This is a genomic window from Arthrobacter sp. FW306-04-A (assembly GCF_044358315.1).
In the GTDB taxonomy this organism is placed as follows: Bacteria; Actinomycetota; Actinomycetes; order Actinomycetales; family Micrococcaceae; genus Arthrobacter.
The window spans coordinates 2,950,742-2,968,279 of the sequence record NZ_CP084559.1; the positions used below are offsets into that span (position 1 = coordinate 2,950,742).

12 protein-coding genes are annotated in these 17,538 nt (G+C 61.5%); 5 read left to right on the forward strand and 7 right to left on the reverse strand.

The annotated features are described in order from the left end of the window. Positions 1–5: 5 nt before the first annotated feature. On the reverse strand, positions 6–1,193 hold the full coding sequence (gene glf, locus LFT43_RS13580) for a UDP-galactopyranose mutase (RefSeq protein WP_395797564.1): 1,188 nt from the start codon (positions 1,191–1,193) through the stop codon (positions 6–8). A 213-nt stretch (positions 1,194–1,406) separates the two neighbouring features. Between glf and LFT43_RS13585 the strand changes: the two genes are divergently transcribed. Continuing rightward, positions 1,407–5,480 carry an FtsK/SpoIIIE domain-containing protein gene (locus LFT43_RS13585; RefSeq protein WP_395797566.1) on the forward strand — a complete coding sequence of 1,358 codons (4,074 nt, stop codon included), beginning with the start codon at positions 1,407–1,409 and terminating at the stop codon, positions 5,478–5,480. Positions 5,481–5,504: 24 nt separating this feature from the next. Here LFT43_RS13585 and LFT43_RS13590 read toward each other — a convergent pair whose 3' ends face one another. Beyond that, positions 5,505–6,002, reverse strand: a complete 498-nt coding sequence (locus LFT43_RS13590; protein ID WP_395797568.1) for a hypothetical protein — start codon at positions 6,000–6,002, stop codon at positions 5,505–5,507. Positions 6,003–6,230: 228 nt separating this feature from the next. Between LFT43_RS13590 and LFT43_RS13595 the strand changes: the two genes are divergently transcribed. Then, a complete protein-coding gene (locus tag LFT43_RS13595) occupies positions 6,231–6,479 on the forward strand; it encodes a WhiB family transcriptional regulator (RefSeq protein ID WP_003804966.1) in 249 nt (82 codons plus the stop codon). Between the two features lie 127 nt (positions 6,480–6,606). Here LFT43_RS13595 and LFT43_RS13600 read toward each other — a convergent pair whose 3' ends face one another. From LFT43_RS13600 to LFT43_RS13615, 4 genes are read right to left on the reverse strand one after another with little or no spacing between them, the layout of a single operon-like run. Next, positions 6,607–8,076, reverse strand: a complete 1,470-nt coding sequence (locus LFT43_RS13600) for a sensor histidine kinase (protein ID WP_395797572.1) — start codon at positions 8,074–8,076, stop codon at positions 6,607–6,609. Between the two features lie 29 nt (positions 8,077–8,105). After that, positions 8,106–12,959 (reverse strand): NAD-glutamate dehydrogenase, encoded by a 4,854-nt coding sequence (locus tag LFT43_RS13605; RefSeq protein WP_395797573.1) that lies wholly within the window; start codon positions 12,957–12,959, stop codon positions 8,106–8,108. Between the two features lie 57 nt (positions 12,960–13,016). Further along, a complete protein-coding gene (locus tag LFT43_RS13610) occupies positions 13,017–14,330 on the reverse strand; it encodes a CpaE family protein (protein WP_395797575.1) in 1,314 nt (437 codons plus the stop codon). Then, positions 14,327–14,971: an SAF domain-containing protein gene (locus tag LFT43_RS13615; RefSeq protein ID WP_395797577.1), complete on the reverse strand. Its 645-nt coding sequence runs from the start codon at positions 14,969–14,971 to the stop codon at positions 14,327–14,329. Before LFT43_RS13615 ends, LFT43_RS13610 begins: the two co-directional genes overlap by 4 nt. A gap of 152 nt (positions 14,972–15,123) precedes the next feature. Here LFT43_RS13615 and LFT43_RS13620 point away from each other — a divergent pair, with 152 nt between their 5' ends. Continuing rightward, positions 15,124–15,339, forward strand: a complete 216-nt coding sequence (locus tag LFT43_RS13620; RefSeq protein WP_268021148.1) for a helix-turn-helix domain-containing protein — start codon at positions 15,124–15,126, stop codon at positions 15,337–15,339. Between the two features lie 85 nt (positions 15,340–15,424). On the opposite strand, the gene LFT43_RS13625 is transcribed toward LFT43_RS13620, so the two are convergent. Continuing rightward, positions 15,425–15,997, reverse strand: coding sequence for a hypothetical protein (locus tag LFT43_RS13625; protein ID WP_395797580.1), 573 nt, complete (start codon positions 15,995–15,997; stop codon positions 15,425–15,427). A 157-nt stretch (positions 15,998–16,154) separates the two neighbouring features. Between LFT43_RS13625 and LFT43_RS13630 the strand changes: the two genes are divergently transcribed. Together LFT43_RS13630 and LFT43_RS13635 are read left to right on the forward strand one after the other, a co-directional pair. Next, positions 16,155–16,931: a LysM peptidoglycan-binding domain-containing protein gene (locus LFT43_RS13630; RefSeq protein WP_395797582.1), complete on the forward strand. Its 777-nt coding sequence runs from the start codon at positions 16,155–16,157 to the stop codon at positions 16,929–16,931. Positions 16,932–17,003: 72 nt separating this feature from the next. Beyond that, positions 17,004–17,519, forward strand: coding sequence for an Rv3235 family protein (locus LFT43_RS13635; RefSeq protein ID WP_395797584.1), 516 nt, complete (start codon positions 17,004–17,006; stop codon positions 17,517–17,519). Positions 17,520–17,538 lie beyond the last annotated feature (19 nt).

Here is a 17,538-nt window from a genome sequence, read left to right on the forward strand (position 1 = left end):
GCCACTCACGCGTCCACTCCTCCGCTCTCAATTGCCGCGCCGCTTTCGAAATGCGGACGGATCTTGTTGTCAAACATGGATAGCGCCGAGCCGATTGCCATGTGCATGTCGAGGTACTTGTAGGTGCCCAGCCGGCCACCGAAAAGCACGTCCCTCTCTGCGGCCGCAAGATCCCGGTACTTGAGCAATTTCTCCCGATCGTCTGCGGTGTTGACCGGGTAGTACGGTTCGTCGCCCTTTTCCGCGAAACGGGAGAACTCACGCATGATGACGGTCTTCTCCGTCTGGTAATCACGTTCGGGGTGGAAATGGCGCGGTTCAATGATGCGCGTGAACGCGACATCGTCGTCGTTGTAGTTGACAACCGGGGTGCCTTGGAAGTCACCCACGTCGAGGACTTCTTCTTCGAAATCGATGGTTCGCCACGACAGGTCTCCGGCTACGAAGTCGAAGTAGCGGTCAACCGGCCCGGTGTAGACAACCGGAATTTTGCCTACGACTTTGTCCTTGGAATACTCGTGCGAGTCGTCGAAGAAATCGGTGTTGAGCTGTACGTCGATATTCGGGTGCTCGGCCATCCTCTCGATCCACGCGGTGTACCCGTTGGTCGGAAGGCCTTCGTATTTGTCGTTGAAATAGCGATTGTCGTAGTTATAGCGGACCGGGAGCCTGGAAATGATTCCTGCGGGCAAGTCCTTGGGGTCCGTTTGCCATTGCTTGCCGGTGTAGTGCTTGATGAACGCTTCGTACAGGGGTCGTCCGATCAGCTGGATACCCTTGTCGTTGAGGTTCTGCGGGTCCGTTCCGGCAAGTTCGCCTGCCTGCTCCTGAATGAGTGCCCGCGCTTTGCCAGGCGTCAGGTTGGCCCTGAAGAACTGGTTGATGGTAGCCAGGTTGATGGGCAGCGAATAGACCTCGCCCTTATGGACGCCGTACACCTTGTGAACGTAGTTAGTGAAGGTTGTAAACCGGTTGACGTACTCCCACACTCGTTCATTTGACGTGTGGAAAAGGTGCGCACCGTAGCGGTGGACCTCGATTCCGGTCTGCTCTTCCGTCTCGCTGTATGCGTTGCCTCCGACGTGATGCCGGCGGTCGATGACAACAACCTTCAAGCCCAGCTCGGTGGCTGCCTGTTCTGCGATCGTCAGGCCAAAAAAGCCTGACCCGACAATGACGAGGTCAGCGGTCACAAAATCTCCTGGTTCGAATATGGCCAGCCCAATGGTCTGCATTGGCTGCAGGTCAAGCCTACCCGAGATAGCGCGCCCAATTGCCGCTACGCCCTTTCCCTGCTCAGCGGGCGCACCGTTTTCCACATAGGCCAACTGATCACGAACATCCAACCCTCATCGCAAATATCGTGGAAGAACAGCCGTCGCGAGAGCCAAAGGAGCGTACACCGAGTGACATTCCATTGCACCCTTGTCCGGGGTCCGCGGGCGCTTCGGCAAGCGGAACCCATTGAGCTGGCCATCGAGGTTGGCGACGGCAGCTCGGGAGCCCGCATCCAGGCCGCAGTCGCCACTGAGTTCGGAACCGGCGAACTGACGGTCGACGGGAGGCCACTCAAAGGTCTCACCGTCGGCGCCGCGCCACTTATGTCCGGAGCAGTGTTGGTTGACGGCGCGGATTCGTGGGGACAAGACATCCCCGATGCCAGACGCGTGCCGGCAGCGCTATCGCTGCTAGTCCATGCGGGACCTTCTGCGGGCCTGATCGTCCCGCTGGAACGGGGCAGTTACAGCATCGGGCGAAGCAGCGCTGATATTTCCCTCGCGGATCCAGATGTTTCCCGATTCCACGCTGCCCTTGTGATTTCCGAGACAGCAGTCACGATAACTGACAGCGGGAGCGCGAACGGGATCCTGGTGGATGGACGAAAAGTCCGCTCGGCTTTCCTCTCGACGGCTTCCAGAATCCGATGCGGCGGGTCTGCCATGTCGGTGGTCTTCGACGATGGAGAATTCGGGGCTGAGTCACTGGGGACAGCGGGCCTTAGCGTCGCGGAGCCTCTCTTGGTACAGACTCGCAGCGACGCCCACTCCTGGATCCGGCTGCTCCTCACTGCGGGGCTACCGCTCCTGCTGGGAGTCGGCATCGCTCTTGCCACGGGAATGTGGATGTTCCTCGGATTCACTGCAATTTCCGCCATTGCGGTCCTCGCTCCGGCGATTTCGGGAAGACGGCAGCGCCGCCTTCTTGCCACGGCGCTAGAAGAGGCCGTGGTACAAGACAGAGCCCGACGACGGCGATGCTCACCCTCCGCCGCAGAGCTGGCCTTTGCCGTCAGATCATCTGCCTTAGCGGTCTCGGAAGAACGCGGACGGAAGCAGTTGACACTGTCAAGAACCGGCACGGCGCGAGGTGCGGTAGGCTGCCATGAAATCTGGCTCCGGCTCGGCACCTGTACGCAGAACGCCTTGGTTGCACTCGATCCCCCCGATCCAAGCTTCGAGCCGCCGCAGTTGGGCCCGGTTCCAGTAGTTTTGGACCCCACCATCCAAGCCGTTTCCTTCACGGGACCTGAAGCCAAGGTCGACGGTATGTTCAGATTTCTGCTCATGCAACTTGCGGTGTTCCCCAGCGCAGCGAATGTCCCGATCCTCATCTACGGCCCAATCGCCCATTTGCCGTTCAGCGCCCGTTTCCTCCCACGCGTCACGATGACGACGGACTTCCGGTCAGCTGCGGCCATCCTCTCCGCGCGAACCGAGGAACCAGGTGTACTCCTTTTAGTGGGGTCCGGGCCTGATCCCGACGAAGATTCACTCCGGCAGGCGGCGTCCGAATCTGGCTGGAGAATCTTCCAACGCACGGCAGGCGGAACTGAAGGCCATTGCGTTGTCGAGCTTTGGAACAGACGCGCAGTCCTCCGATCGCGCCTTTCAGAAACGGAATTTGATCCTGATTTGGTCCCGTACTCTGTCTTTGACAGCTACTGCCGCTGGGTGGCAGCCATGCCCGCGCTGGCGACTGCAAAGGCGTCGTTCGTCCCCTCTACGTGCATGCTCGCTGAGCTGCTTCCGAACGACCCCTCAAACATCGCGGCCCGCTGGAGCGATTCTTCAGACAGCAGTGGACTGTCCGCGGTCATCGGTCAAGGAGCCGGGGAGCCTCGGTCCCTGGACTTGGTTTCCGACGGACCCCATCTCCTTGTGGCCGGAACGACGGGATCGGGAAAGTCCGAGCTTCTACGCACTATCGTGACGGCGATCTCGCTGACCCATAGCCCTGACCGAGTCAACTTCCTGTTTGTTGATTTCAAAGGTGGTTCGGGCCTCGGGCCTTTGATCGATCTGCCCCAATGCGTCGGAATGCTCACAGATCTCAGCGAACACGAATTGGAGCGTACCCTTGCGTCACTCCGTGCCGAGGTTCGGATGAGAGAGGGATTCCTTTCGGAGGCCAATGTCCCTGATTTGCCAGCATACTGGGCCAGGGTCCCTTGGACTAGGGATGGGATCCGGGCGGTACGGGGAACCCGATTGCCCGCACTCCCCCGGTTGGTGCTTGTGATCGACGAATTCAGGATGCTTGTTGAAGACGCCCCGGCTGCCCTGGCCGAACTGATGCGGATCGCCACCCTCGGCCGGTCCTTGGGTATCCATCTGGTCATGGCAACACAACGTCCCCAGGGGGCCCTGAGTGCTGACATCCGGGCCAACGTCACCACGAACATCGCTCTTCGCGTCCAATCAGACATGGAATCGAGGGACATCATCAACTCGCCTGCAGCGGCATCGATTCCGGTGTCCCTCCCTGGCCGGGCCTATTTGGTTCGAGGGGAAGAAGATCCTGAGCTTTTCCAGTCGGCGGCGCTCTCCCACGCCGGGGGAATTCGATCACTGACGAGGATCGTGGCCCGTCCGGCAGCAGCGTCGCTCCTTGTCAGCGGTTCGTCTGAGATCGCCGAGGCAAAGATTCAAAGTGCAGGGATAACCCCCGCAGAAGCAGCGCGTCCCATCATCGAAAGAATCAATCAGGTTTGGGACACCCTCGGAGGCAGACCGCCCCGGAAACCTGTTGCGGACGCGCTGCCTGAATCAATCTCGTTGCACCAATGCCTCCGCGCAGCCGCATCGGCGGGTAAGCATGCGGCGCCCGCGAAAGCGAAAGTCGGAACGGCCTACCTTGGCTTAGTCGACTTGCCTGCACAACAACGGGTTACAGGCCTGCTCTGGACTCCTCGTCTGCACGGGAATCTCGGACTTGTCGGTTCTCCTGCCAGCGGAGTCGAAGACGCCTGCCGAGCGGTAACGGCGCAGCTTGTTGGAAATGCCGAGGAACATCACGTCTATGTCCTGGATGGCGACGGCGCTTTTGCGGGCGTTGCAGCCGGCGGCCGCGTCGGTGCCGTCGCTTCCCTCAGCCACGCAAAGAGGGGGGTCCGGATTCTGGAGCGGCTGGCGGATGAAATGTCCGCACGGCAGGCCCGGGCTGCTGTCGCCGGAGAAGTTCCCTTGCTTCTCGTCATTTCCGGTTGGGGGTCCTGGCTCTCCCAATTGCGGAAGGGACCGCTCGCCTGGGCCGAGGACCTCGTCCACGACGTAGTCCGCGATGGGCCGAAGTCAGGGCTGACGGTTCTCGTAACGGGTGACCGAGAACTGGTCGCTTCGCGCTTGTTCGGGTCAATTCCCAACCGTGCATACTTTCCCCTTGGCACTACAGAAGAGGGCCGGATGGCGTGGCCCCGGTTTGCGGCAACAAAGCCGTTGCGGGGCAGAGCCGTGGTGAGTGGGAACTTCCTTGAGATCGACACGGCTGTCGCCCAGTTCGTGGCACAGCCGCCAAGCACAGCCTGGCCTTACCGAGAACCCCCTAAGCCTGCGCGGCGCCCTTTCCGGGTGGAGCCATTGCCGCAGTTCGTCCGGGCCTCGGACCTGGTGGCCGAGCACGGAACCGAAGCCACTGCTGCTACTCCGGCTCGCGCGCGCAGAACGGTGCTGCTCGGGCTCGGAGGCGACGAACATGAACCTGTTTGGATCACGCTCCCGCGTTCCGGGGTCCTTCTTGCCCTTGGCTCTGCTGGATCCGGTAAATCGTCGTTGCTCACAGCGTTGCCGCTGCTCAACCCAGGCCATCAATGGCGGTCACCACCACAAGGTGCAGATCCGGATGCCTTCTGGGCGGACTTCCGCAGGAATGAAAGCAGCAATCTTGTGGGTACCGGCACCATTCTTCTGGTGGACGATGCCGAACACCTGAGCAGCACAACCGGCTTGCTCCTGGCCGAACTTCACACCATGGGATTCTCCGTAGTGGCAACTGCCGGGCACAGCCCGGCCCTGCTGCAGCGGACGCCCATGGCATCTCTAGCCCGATCCCACGGAAGCGGGATCCTCCTTGGCAAAAGGTCGCCTACCGATGGGGAACTCTTCGGGGTACGCGTCGACGTCGAACAGGCACCCCCACCAGGCCGTGCTGTCCTGATTGAGAACGGAAGAACGCGCCCGGTACAGATCGCCGCTCCAGAATGAAGCGTCATGCCGGAGCGAAAAGGGTCAGAGCGCACCCCGGGATGCGCCCGTTCTGGACGCAAAGGCGATAACCCGCTTGTCGAATAAAAGGACAATCACGGCCAACGCCGGCACCACCATGGCGAGGCCGGCAAGAAGCAGTCCTCCAGTTATGGTGGGAAATCCGATCGTCAGCACGAACAACTGGGCAACCAACGCGGCCGCGCGGGTCCAACGATAGCCACGGAACAAGAAGTGGCCCACGGCAAACAACCACGCAGAGAAGGCCAGGAGCAGGGCCAGGCTAAACACCGCTCCCCAGAATGAGGACACCGGCGCCCCGATCGCCAGCTGGTAGATGTAGAGGGTCGCTGCGGCCAACAGTGCGAGGGCTTCCAGCACAACCACAATCGAAATAACAACGATTCCTTTGGGACGCCTTCCTCCGCCGGATGCTACAGCAGAGTTGTTGTGGCTGGTCCCTTGTCCGTCGTCGCCGGGCACGGTGGGGTCCTGGGCGGGGTTCAGAGGGGGTCTTGACACACTGGCACACTACCGGACATAGTCGAATACCTGTGAGTAGACCGGCAGCCAATGTGATGCATCGCTCACGGTTTCAAAGGCTCGAACCCCTTGTTTACATGGCGTTAACATGACACGCTTGACTGAGACGACCAAGGGGGCCCAATGGGTCCCCTTTCCTATGAAGCCTCTCGTGAATATTTTCACAAAAGGCTTAACTAGTACTCACGAATGGAGTGACTGATCAGCATGGATTGGCGTAACCGCGCAGCCTGCCTTGACAAGGACCCGGAGCTTTTCTTCCCAGTAGGCAACACCGGCCCTGCGCTTCTCCAGATCGAAGAAGCGAAGAGTGTCTGCCGTCGCTGTCCTGTCGTGGACACATGCCTTCAGTGGGCTCTCGAATCGGGCCAGGACGCCGGCGTTTGGGGCGGCATGAGCGAAGACGAGCGCCGTGCACTCAAGCGCCGCGCCGCCCGGGCACGCCGCGCTTCCTAACGCCTGAAGGCGAGAGAACAGGTCGCCCACAGCGAAAAGAACATACAAGCATGGCCCGGACCAAAGGTCCGGGCCATCCTTGTATGTCTCGCTGGGCTACCAACACACCGAAGATGTGTTCCTGGGATCAGCTTCGCACCAGGCTCAGGACGATCTCGACGGCGGTGCCACCCCCGTCGCGGGGCATCCACTGGATGCTCCCACCCAATTCGCTCGTGACAAGTGTCCGCACAATCTGAAGGCCCAGACCCTCCGTGTACGACCCCTCGGGCAGTCCGACGCCGTCATCGGCGATGGTCACGGTCAGGAGTTCATCGCCGCGCTCCCCCGTGGAACGATCGGCCATCAGCCATACCGTTCCGGCCCGTCCTTCAAGGCCGTGTTCCACTGCATTTGTCACGAGCTCATTGATGACAAGCGCAAGGGGCGTGGCGAAGTCACTCGGCAATTCACCAAAAAGACCTGAGCGCTCGGTCCGGACATGCTGGGAAGGGGAGGCTACTTCGGCCGAGAGCCGGAACTGGCGTCCGATCAGCTCATCAAAGTCCACGCTCTGCGTGAGCCCCTGCGAAAGGGTCTCGTGCACCAGCGCAATGGTCGCCACCCGCCGCATTGCCTGTTCCAGGCCTTGCTTCGCCTCATCGCTGACCATCCGTCGCGACTGCATGCGAAGCAAAGCCGCCACCGTCTGCAGGTTGTTTTTGACGCGGTGGTGGATCTCACGAATCGTCGCGTCCTTGGTCACCAGTTCGAGCTCGCGGCGTCGCAGTTCGGACACATCGCGGCACAGAACCAAGGCACCGAAGCGATGCTTTTCATCGCGCAACGGAATCGCGCGCAACGACAAGCTGACACCGCGGGACTCGATTTCGCTCCGCCACGGCATTCGACCGGTAACGACCAGCGGCAACGTCTCGTCCACCATCCGCCGGTCCTTGAGAAGTCCTGCGGTTACTTCCGCGAGGGACCGTCCTTCCAAAGTTTCCACCTCGCCGAGACGGCGGAATGCGGAGACGCCGTTCGGACTCGCGTACTGGACGATGCCGTCGGCGTCGAGCCTGATCAGGCCGTCACCCACGCGGGGAGCGCCACGGCGGGAACCCGTCGGTGACGCGAAGTCCGGCCAGAGGCCCAGCGTTCCCATCCGGAGCAGATCGTAGGCGCATTGCCTGTAGGTGAGCTCCAGGCGTGAAGGCATCCGTGAACTGGAAAGGTCCATATGCGACGTGACGACAGCAAGGGTCCGTCCGTTCCTGACCATGGGCACTGCTTCAACGCGCAGCGCCATCTCGCTGCTCCAGCTCGTCTCACTGGAGCGTTCGATTGAACGGCTGGACCATGCCTTGTCGACTATAGGTTGCAGATCCGATCGGATGCCCTCCCCGACGAAGTCCGCATGAAACACCGTGTGGCTCGTCGACGGCCGGACGTGTGCCAACGCGATGTAGCCGAATTCAGGATGTGGAAACCACAGGGCCAAGTCCGCAAACGCTAGGTCGGCGACCATCTGCCAGTCGCCGACCAGGAGGTGCAGCCATTCGGCATCTCCAGGCCCGAAATCAGCGTGCTCCCTGATGGGGTCTGTAAAGATTGCCACTGCACCTCCATATAACGCCGGGTTTCTCCCTAGCGTCGAACGATTGACCTCAAGAGCCTCAATGCTACCGACAGCGAAGCCATGTCGTCTGCCTCCAGCGCGTTGACCTCGTCAAACATGCTCTTTGCTCGGCCCAGCTGCTCGGCGTTGAGGTCCTCCCAAGCCCGCAAACGGGCTTCGGCGTCGAGACCGGCGTCGGTCGATTCGAGCACCGACATCGTCATGTCCGCCACGGTCGAATAGAGGTCGTCTCGCAGGGCTGCACGGGCAAGCGCCTGCCACCGGTCGTCCCGCGGGAGTGCGGTGATCCGCTCGAGGAGCGAATCAACATGGAAGCGGTCAAACACCGTGTAGTAGACGTTGCTGACATCTTCCACTCGGGCCTCGCGGCTTTGCGCGATCTTGGCTACATCCAGGAGCACGAAGCTCTCGAAAAGCTCAGCCCAGCGATGGGCAAGCATTTCCGGCAAGCCCCACGCGCGTGCCTTTTCAAGCCAACCGGTGACCCGCTCCTTGTCGCTGCCGCGCAGGTAGTCGAGCACTCGGGCCCTCATTGGATCCATCATCGGCTTGAACTCGGCAACGACCTCCGAGATCGGCTTTGAAGCGTTACCCTGGCTCAGCAACCAGCGCACGGCGCGGTCCAGAAGCCTCCGGATGTCGAGGTGTACGGTGCTCCAGTGTTCCGTGGGGAACGAAGCCGGCAGGGCGTTGAGCTCCTTCACCATCGAGTCGAGTTCGTAGATCTCCCGGAGAGCGACAAACGCCTTCGCAACGGCAACCTCGGTGGCCGAGGTCTCCTCCATCGTGCGGAAAGCGAAGGTAATGCCGCCCAGGTTGATCATGTCGTTCGCAACCACCGTCGCGATAATCTCACGACGCAAGGGATGCGTGTCCAGTTCGGCATCGAACCGATCCCGGAGCTGCTTCGGGAAGTATGAGCGGATGGTCTTGCGGAACCAGGGATCGTCCGCCAGGTCGCTGTCGCGCAATGCCGATCCCAATTCGATCTTGGCGTATGCGGCGAGGACGGACAGTTCCGGAGACGTCAGGCCTTGGCCCTGTTCCAACCTCTCGCGCAGTGTGTCGGTGGTCGGCAGGGCTTCAAGGTCCCGCTTGAGGTCAGCAGACTTCTCGAGCCAGTCCATCAGGCGCTCGTAGCTGGGGCTCCATTCGGCGACGCGTGTGCGGTCGTTGAGCAACAGGATGTTCTGATCAATGTTGTCTTCGAGCACAAGGCGCCCAACCTCGTCGGTCATGTCGGCGAGGAAGGATGTGCGCTCGGAAGCATCAAGTTTCCCGGCGGCAACCATGCGGTCTACGAAGATCTTTATGTTGACCTCATGGTCGGAGCAATCCACGCCCGCAGAGTTGTCGATGGCATCGGTGTTGAGGATGACGCCCTGTAGTGCTGCCTCGATGCGTCCGCGTTGCGTCATTCCGAGGTTGCCGCCTTCGCCGACAACCTTGACACGCAGCTCGCGCCCGTTCACGCGAATGCCGTCGTTCGCTTTGTCCCCCACCTCAGCATGTGACTCTGTGCTGGCCTTGATGTACGTCCCGATCCCACCGTTGTACAGGAGATCTGCCGGGGCGAGGAGAATTGCGCGGAGAAGTTCCGGAGGGCTCAGCTGGACCGTTCCGTCCGGAAGGCCGAGGGCGCTGCGGACCTCCGGAGAGATCGGGATGACCTTGGCCTGGCGCGGGAACACCCCGCCGCCTGCACTTATGAGCGAGCGATCATAGTCATCCCAGGAGGAACGCGGCAGATCGAAGAGACGCTGCCGTTCATCGAAGGAGGAAGCTGCGTCCGGCGTCGGGTCCAGGAAGATGTGGCGGTGGTCGAAGGCGGCCAACAGGCGGATGTGCTTGGAGAGAAGCATTCCATTTCCGAACACGTCACCGGACATGTCGCCGACGCCAACCACGGTAAATTCCTCGGTCTGGGTGTCTAGGTCCAGCTCGCTGAAGTGGCGTTTGACCGATTCCCAAGCGCCACGGGCTGTGATGCCCATGGCCTTGTGGTCGTAGCCGATTGAGCCACCGGATGCGAATGCGTCCCCCAGCCAGAATCCGTACTCGGCAGCCAGGCCGTTGGCAGTGTCCGAGAACGTTGCCGTGCCCTTATCCGCAGCCACCACCAGGTACGAATCGTCGTCATCCTGACGGACAACGTCCGACGGCGGCACGATCTTTTCGCCGTCGGACGTTGTCACAAGGTTGTCGGTGAGGTCGAGTAGACCACGAATGAAAGTCTTGTAGCTCTCGATGCCTTCGGCCATCCAAGCTGCGCGGTCAATTGCCGGATCCGGGAGCTGCTTCGCAAAAAATCCGCCCTTGGCGCCGGTGGGCACGATGACAGCATTCTTAACCGTCTGTGCCTTGACCAAGCCGAGGATCTCGGTCCGGAAGTCCTCACGGCGGTCCGACCATCGCAGGCCGCCTCGAGCCACCTTGCCGAAGCGCAAGTGCACGCCTTCAACGCGGGGCGAGTACACCCAAATCTCGTACCTTGGCCGTGGGAAGGGCAGACCCTCGATCTTGGTCGGATTCAGTTTGAAGCTAACGTAGGACTTGCCTTGGAAGTAGTTAGTGCGCAGCGTCGACTCGATGAGGTTGACGAAAGTCCGCAGGACTCGGTCGGCGTCGAGCGTGGCGACTTGGTCGATCGCTTCGGCGAGTGTGGCGCGGGCAGTGTCCTGGCGGGCCGGACGCGCCGCGTCAGCTGATGCAGGATCAAAGCGGGCTCCGAAGAGATCAATCAGGCCTCGTGCAACCTCGGGGTTGGCGAGGAGTGTGTCCGCAATGAACTCGAAGGAGTTGGTGTTGCCCATCTGGCGCATGTACTTTGCATAAGCACGGAGCATCACCACTTGCCGCCAGTGGATCCCCTCGCGGAGCACCAGGCGGTCGAAACTGTCGGATTCCACCGCGCCGGTCACGGCAGCACTGAAGGAATCCGCCAGGAGCTGGCCGGTAGCCACGGGGTCGACGCCGGCGGGGTACTTCAGGCCGAGGTCGTAGAGGAAGAAGTCCCTGTGGTCGGAAGTCTCGATTTCGAAAGGCCGCTCGTCCAGAACCTCAAGGCCGAGATTGTGGAAGTAGGGCAGGATCTGGCTCAGGCTCTTGGGTTCCAGGAGGTAGAGCTTAACGCGAGCATCCTCTTCAAGGAGCTCACCGGCACCATCGGGCAGGTAAACATGCACTCCAGGGGCCGCCTGGACGGCGACGGCGTCGCGATCGGTCGTGGCGCCGTACTTCTCGAAACGCTCAATGTCCTGAAGGGCGTCCTCGACTTCGTAGTCCACGCGGTAGCCAGCGGGGAATGCATCCGTCCAGAGGGCGGACAGAGCTTCCGCGTCCGAAGCGCTCCTGTTCTCGCGGAGCACCTCCGCAATTCCTTCTGCCCAGGACCGCGAGGCCCGGACGAGGCGCTTTTCGAGCTCTCCGGCGTCGACGTCGCGAAGTTCCGCCTCACGCGGCAGCCGGATGCGGAAGAAAACCCTCGCTAGCGCGGACTCCGTAATGCGGGCTTCGTAGTCGATGCTCTCGGCTTCGAATGTCTCGCGGAGTTCCTGTTCAATACGCTGCCGGACGTTGGTGGTATAGCGGTCGCGGGGCAGGTAGACCAGGGCGGACATGAAGCGTCCGTAGATATCGGGGCGCAGGAAGAGCTTCGTTCGGCGCCGCTCCTGAAGCCTCTGGATGCCCAACGCGGTCGTGGCCAGATCATCGGTCTCAATCTGGAAGAGCTCGTCACGGGGGTAGGTCTCGAGAATACCCACGAGGTCCTTGCCTGAATGGGAGTCCTGCGGGAAACCGGCCGAGCGGAGCACGGCGTCGACCTTTTCCCGGACAATGGGGATGTTCCGAACGGAACCGGTGTACGCGCTGGTGGCGAAGAGCCCAATGAAGCGGCGCTCGCCATTGACGTTGCCTGCAAGATCGAAGCTCTTGACGCCTATGTAATCCAGGTACGCGGGGCGGTGCACAGTTGAGCGCGAGTTGGCCTTGGTGATGACCAAGGCACGCTTTTCGCGGGCCTTCCTGCGTCCTGCGTCGGTGAGGTGCTGGATCTGGTGCGGGTGATCCCCTGCCCTCAAGAGTCCCAAGCCGCTCGCTTCCCGCAACTCAAGGACGTCCTCACCGTTCTCGGTGATGAGGTCATATTCCCGGTAACCCAGGAACGTGAAATTGCCGTTGTCCAACCAGCGCAGTAGGTCCTGTGCTTGCCGGAGCTCAGCGATGTCTTCTGGGTGAGCCACCCTGTCCAGGGATGATGCCAGTTCCAACGCCTTGGTGCGCATCTTGGGCCAGTCTTCGACGGCGGCGCGGACGTCGTTCAGGACGCGGTGGATTCCGTCTGCGAGTTCCTTCTGGAAGTCCTCCGCCACCCTGTCAACCTCGACTGCGATCCACGACTCCATATGGGAGACGTTGTCGCCTTGAGCGATCAGGTGGGCGACATTCGGCATCGCTGCGGTGTCACCGCTTGAGATACCTATGTTCGAGGGCACCCGGGCGATGGCGGAGATATCGCCCGTCAGGTGATCACGCGAAACCACGAAGAGCGGGTGCATGACGAGCCGGATGGCGCAGTTCTGGCGTACGAGCTCGGCATTCACCGAATCCACGAGAAAAGGCATGTCATCTGTAACGATGTACAGAATGCTGCGATCTGCCTCGTTGGCGATCTTGACGTTGGCAGTGCCCGGTTTGCGGCTCTTCCCGACTTCCCGGTGCGCTTCTGCCCTCGAGGTCAGTTGCTCGACAGCGTATCTGCGGGCATCCTCCTCTGCGAGATGCTCGTAGTAGTCGCCGAAGAACCCTTCACGGACTACTGCAGGTTTGGAACGATCCTCCACGCTGGATCCTGACGACATCGACAAACGCCTCCATCACATCTTGATTGCTGCGTCCTTGCAGCCCACATGGCGAGCCTAACGCTTTAGCCGTCGCCTTGCTCTGGAATAAATGACAGAGGATTTGCCATTTTGCTGGCCAGGTGCACAGACCAGTCGGGCGATTGCGTGCCGCAAGTCGGATTCGGGCGCTGCTTCGAGGAGCACGGCACCGGATAGCAATGCGGCGTCACAGGCTTCCGTGTCGGACGGAAGGAACACCTCGATGCCAGAGCCAGGTCCGTACCGCTCCCATGCGTCGCGAAGCTCGCGTTCAGGTGACCGGCCTGCAGATGCTGCCCGGACCTTGTTCAAAACCACGAGGGGAGCCGCCTGCGGGACTGCCCGTTCGAGCTCTGCGAGGCCACGCACGAGGCGTGGAATCCCGATGGCATCAGCTGCGCCCACCGCGTAAACGGTGTCCGCCAATTCGATACTGCGGAGAGTAGCGGCATTGCGCCGGGGTGCCATGCTGTCGAAACTGAGTTCCTCATCGGCCTCGAGGCAAAATCCTGCATCGACCACAACGATGTCGGCAATGTCCTTGGCGTGCTCGAGCACCGAGGAGAGGGCAGAGGCACGGAGTTCAGTCCACCGGTCCGCACGCGTGATGCCTGTGAGAACGCGGAAGCTCCCCGACCTGGTGAAGACAGGCGCGGCTATCCGTTTGAGGGATTCGGCGTCCAGAAACCCCTGGTCGGCCAACCGGCAGGCCTGCGCCAACCCGGCGGATTCGTCCAGCAGGCCCAACGAGGCCGCGACGCTGGCCCCATAGCTGTCCGCATCAACAAGGATCACCGGCTTGCCTTCGGCCGCGAGTTCTGCGGCGATGTTGATGGCCACAAGCGTTCGGCCCGGCGCTCCCGCGGGTCCCCAGACCGCGATGATCCGGCCGGCCCCTGCAGGCACGAGTGCGGCTTCTTCCTCAACATCGGAGGCGCGAAGTTCCGCGGCGGTGTCCGCATAACCGGAATCCCGCTCCCCTGCGCGTCGATTCCCCTGCGCGGACAGTTCGTCTACTGAATCGAAAATATTGGAAGCCAGCGTCGCCGAATCCACCTCTAACGACGCTGTCACGACGCCGATACTGCGCAGGCGGGCCACCTCCGCCGAGTCGTCGCTCAGGGCAACAATGGACACGCCGACGGCCGCCAGTCGGTCGACCAGCGACGCCGTCAGCTCCTCAGTACCTTCGGCTACGACCGCTGCACGCGCGAGACCGCTTTGGCACGCGGCCAGCAGTTCGGCGAGTTCACCACACCGGCGGACGACCGTTACCGGCCCATGGAGCCGCTCGAGTCCCCCGACCAAATCTTCCCGTGACTGCCCGACGGTGACAATGGGGATATTCATTTGCCGCCACCGCCCGGGTTCCACACCACGGCAACCTTCGCTTTGTTCGCCTGTGCGCCAAGAAGTTTCGGCATCTGCTCATCGGTCACAAGTACCAGCACTACCTTCTCCTTGGACGCTCCGAGCGTGGAAGCGCCCTCGGTAACCTGGGCGATTTCCGCGCTGGGCAACAATAGTTGCGGCGTGCCGAAGCCGTTGCGAGCGTCGGGGAGCGAAACCCAGACGTCCACGCGGGATCCAGCCACAGCCTGGGAAGGCAGGGACTCCTGAATCGAGATCGCAACAGGCTTGCGGTTCAGGGTATCGGCCGCTCCCAGGCTTTCCTGCGGCACAAGTTGGTTCTTGGCGATTCGTTGGACGGCGACCCTCCCTTCGGGCAGGCCATCCGCCAGAGTCACGTAGCTGGACTCGACGTCGTCGAGCCGCACCTTTACGATCGCAAGATCGCCCTTGCTGACTCTCTGACCCACGGCAATCGGCTCCCGCGCCGCATACACCTGGATGGTGCGGTCCGCGGTTCCAACGAGGGCGATGACTCCAGCCAACGATGCCAGGACCAATAGAATCCCTACCAAAAGGCGCGGATCCCTCCATGACGGTTTCTTGAGCCGCGCTGCAGCGGCCACGGTAGTTGCACTCACCCTGCTCCCCAAATTGCGTAGTTCGTCGGCCGTAGCCATCAGTGGCCCCCATTCTGACGGCATACAGGCAGATTCCAAAAGTCAAGTGCTTCAAATCACGTCAAACTGTGGATAACCTCAGCAAATGGATTCAAGAGTGGCAAAATAGAGGCATGCCCCGATTCCTCACCCTGGCTGATGTTGCCGAACAGCTTCAAATCAACTCTCCGCAGGCATATGCCTTGGTCCGAAGCGGAGAACTCAAAGCCATACAGGTGGGCGGCAGGGGTCAGTGGCGCGTCGAAGAAAAGATGCTGGAGCAGTACATCGAGGAACGCTATGCCGAGGCCAGCAGGATGATCCAAGAGGCTAAGTCCAAGTCCTCCTGACCTCCGGCAAGCGCCCAAAACTCCCAAGCACCAAAGGCTGCTCAAGCACCGAAGGGATGAAGGCGCCGGAGAGTCGCCGCCCGAGCTAGAGGTCTTGGCCCCTCAGTGAACGCAGCGCGGCAAGGGACTGGAACGGAACTGTCGCCACGGAAACAACATTGCCGGACCGGCGCACTTCGCCCGGCATCATGACGGCGAGATCAAAGTGGTCCTTGCCCACGCGGTCAACGACGCCGTGCATTGCCGTCTCTCCCGACGTCGACTCGAGCAGATGGACTGCCAGTTCCGACCTGTTCCGGGCCAGCATCCGGAGTGCGCTGGCCAAGCCAAGGCGTTGCGCCGCCTTTGATTGGCTTGCCTGCGCTTGGCGGCCAAGACCTTGATACGTCAGTACTGCCGCCAACGGCACCAGCCACTGGTGGCGACCCTCGTCCAGGACGAGCCACTCGCTCCCGACATGGCTCAGGGCCGCGGACACAAGCGTCCCCGAGCGAAGCTTCACATCAATCCTCCGGCCGATTGCTCCACGCAACCTGTCAGAGACCTCGATTCCGGCGATCTCCACCCGGGCCCGCTCTGAGATCTCGGACTCAAGTCCCAGCAGGTGTTCAGAGGCTAATTGCGCCTCCATGTCTTCAAACAGAGCATCCCAACGCATTGCGTCAGCGTAGGCGGGCAACCTCTGCGGGTCAAATTTTCCATTGTCGACACTCAACTTCTAGACAAGTGGCGCTTTATATGATCAAAATGGTTCAAGATTTATCAAACTGCATCAAATGACATCAATTGGGTAAGGGGAACCCGTGGAACAGACCATGAGCACCATCCGGAACGACGCTGCAATGGCAGCGACCATTCTGATTCTCGGAGTTTCGCTCGCTGCCACCGGACTGATCTTGACTGACCGATTGCACGTTGCAGCAGGGCGTCACCAGACACCCATGTTTGAAGATCTCCTGGGATTTGTTGCAACAGGTGCCGGTCTAGCCATCGTCGCTTGGTGGATTGCGGCATTTCTCCTGGCCGTTGCTGCCGCGGTCCTCCAGCAATCGGGCAAGGGCCGCCGCGCCAGCACCCCCGCAAAGCTCAGCCCCGCCTTCATGCGCAGGCTGGCTGTGGCAATTCTCGGCTTAAACCTCGTGGGAATTCCGCTGGCGAATGCGACACCGGCACCGGTTGAACCTGCGTGGAGCCCGGATGGCGGGACAACGCCATCCAGCGCGACTTCCGCCCAGTGGGCACCAGCCCCAGTCCCCTCTACACACCATTCCACCCTGCCATCGATTGAGTCCGATCCTTCGAAGATCGAACCGGGCTGGCAACCCCGAGCGCCTGCTACAGAGCCGGGTCTCCTGGGCTCCGTACCGCAGCGCACGGCGGAAAAGCCAGCCTCGCCAAGTCAGCGCACGGTAGTGGTGAGCCGGGGAGATTCACTGTGGTCAATTGCCGCGCGGCAGCTTGGCCCGATGGCCAGCGACGTCGACATTGCCCTCCACTGGCCAAAGTGGTACGCCGCAAACCGACATGTCATCGGTGACGACCCTGGGCTCCTCGTCCCGGGTCAGATCCTCCAACCACCGCCCCGTGGCTAAAGCGCCCGGATCACACCTTCCGCAGCCAACCCGCCATCCATTAGCAACCGACCGATTCAACCGAGGAAATCCATGAGCGCAACATCAGCTATCCATACCCTGCCCGATACGCCCCGGAAGGTGACTTCGCCACGAATGGTTCCTCCTTCACTCGCGGTCTCATCGCGCCCCAAAGACCGGGTAGGCAGTTCGTCCGGTAAGGGGCTGTCTTCTGCCCGCAAAATGGCCGACGTGGTCAGTCTTGATGGGGAAATGCGCACGCTGGCCCGCAGCATCGCCCAAGCCGCGGTCGAAGTCCTTGCCGGCACGCGTCCTGCCCAGCAGCTCTCGCGATCCCTGGACCCCAGATGCCTCACGGCGCTCCAGCACCGGGCCGCTCTGACGCGCGCCCATGCGGTCCGCGTCCAGGCTGGGCGGTCCCGGCTTCACCGCAATCCGGTGGTCCGCTCGGTTCGTGTCTGCGCCGTGAAGGAAGGCGTGTACGAGGCCAGCTTGGTCGTCTCTGAAGAACTACGCTCCCGCGCCGTAGCCATGAGGCTTGAAGGAAGCAATGGCGTGTGGAAGGTCACTGCCCTTGAAATTGGCTGAGGCGAACTGCGCCAAGAAC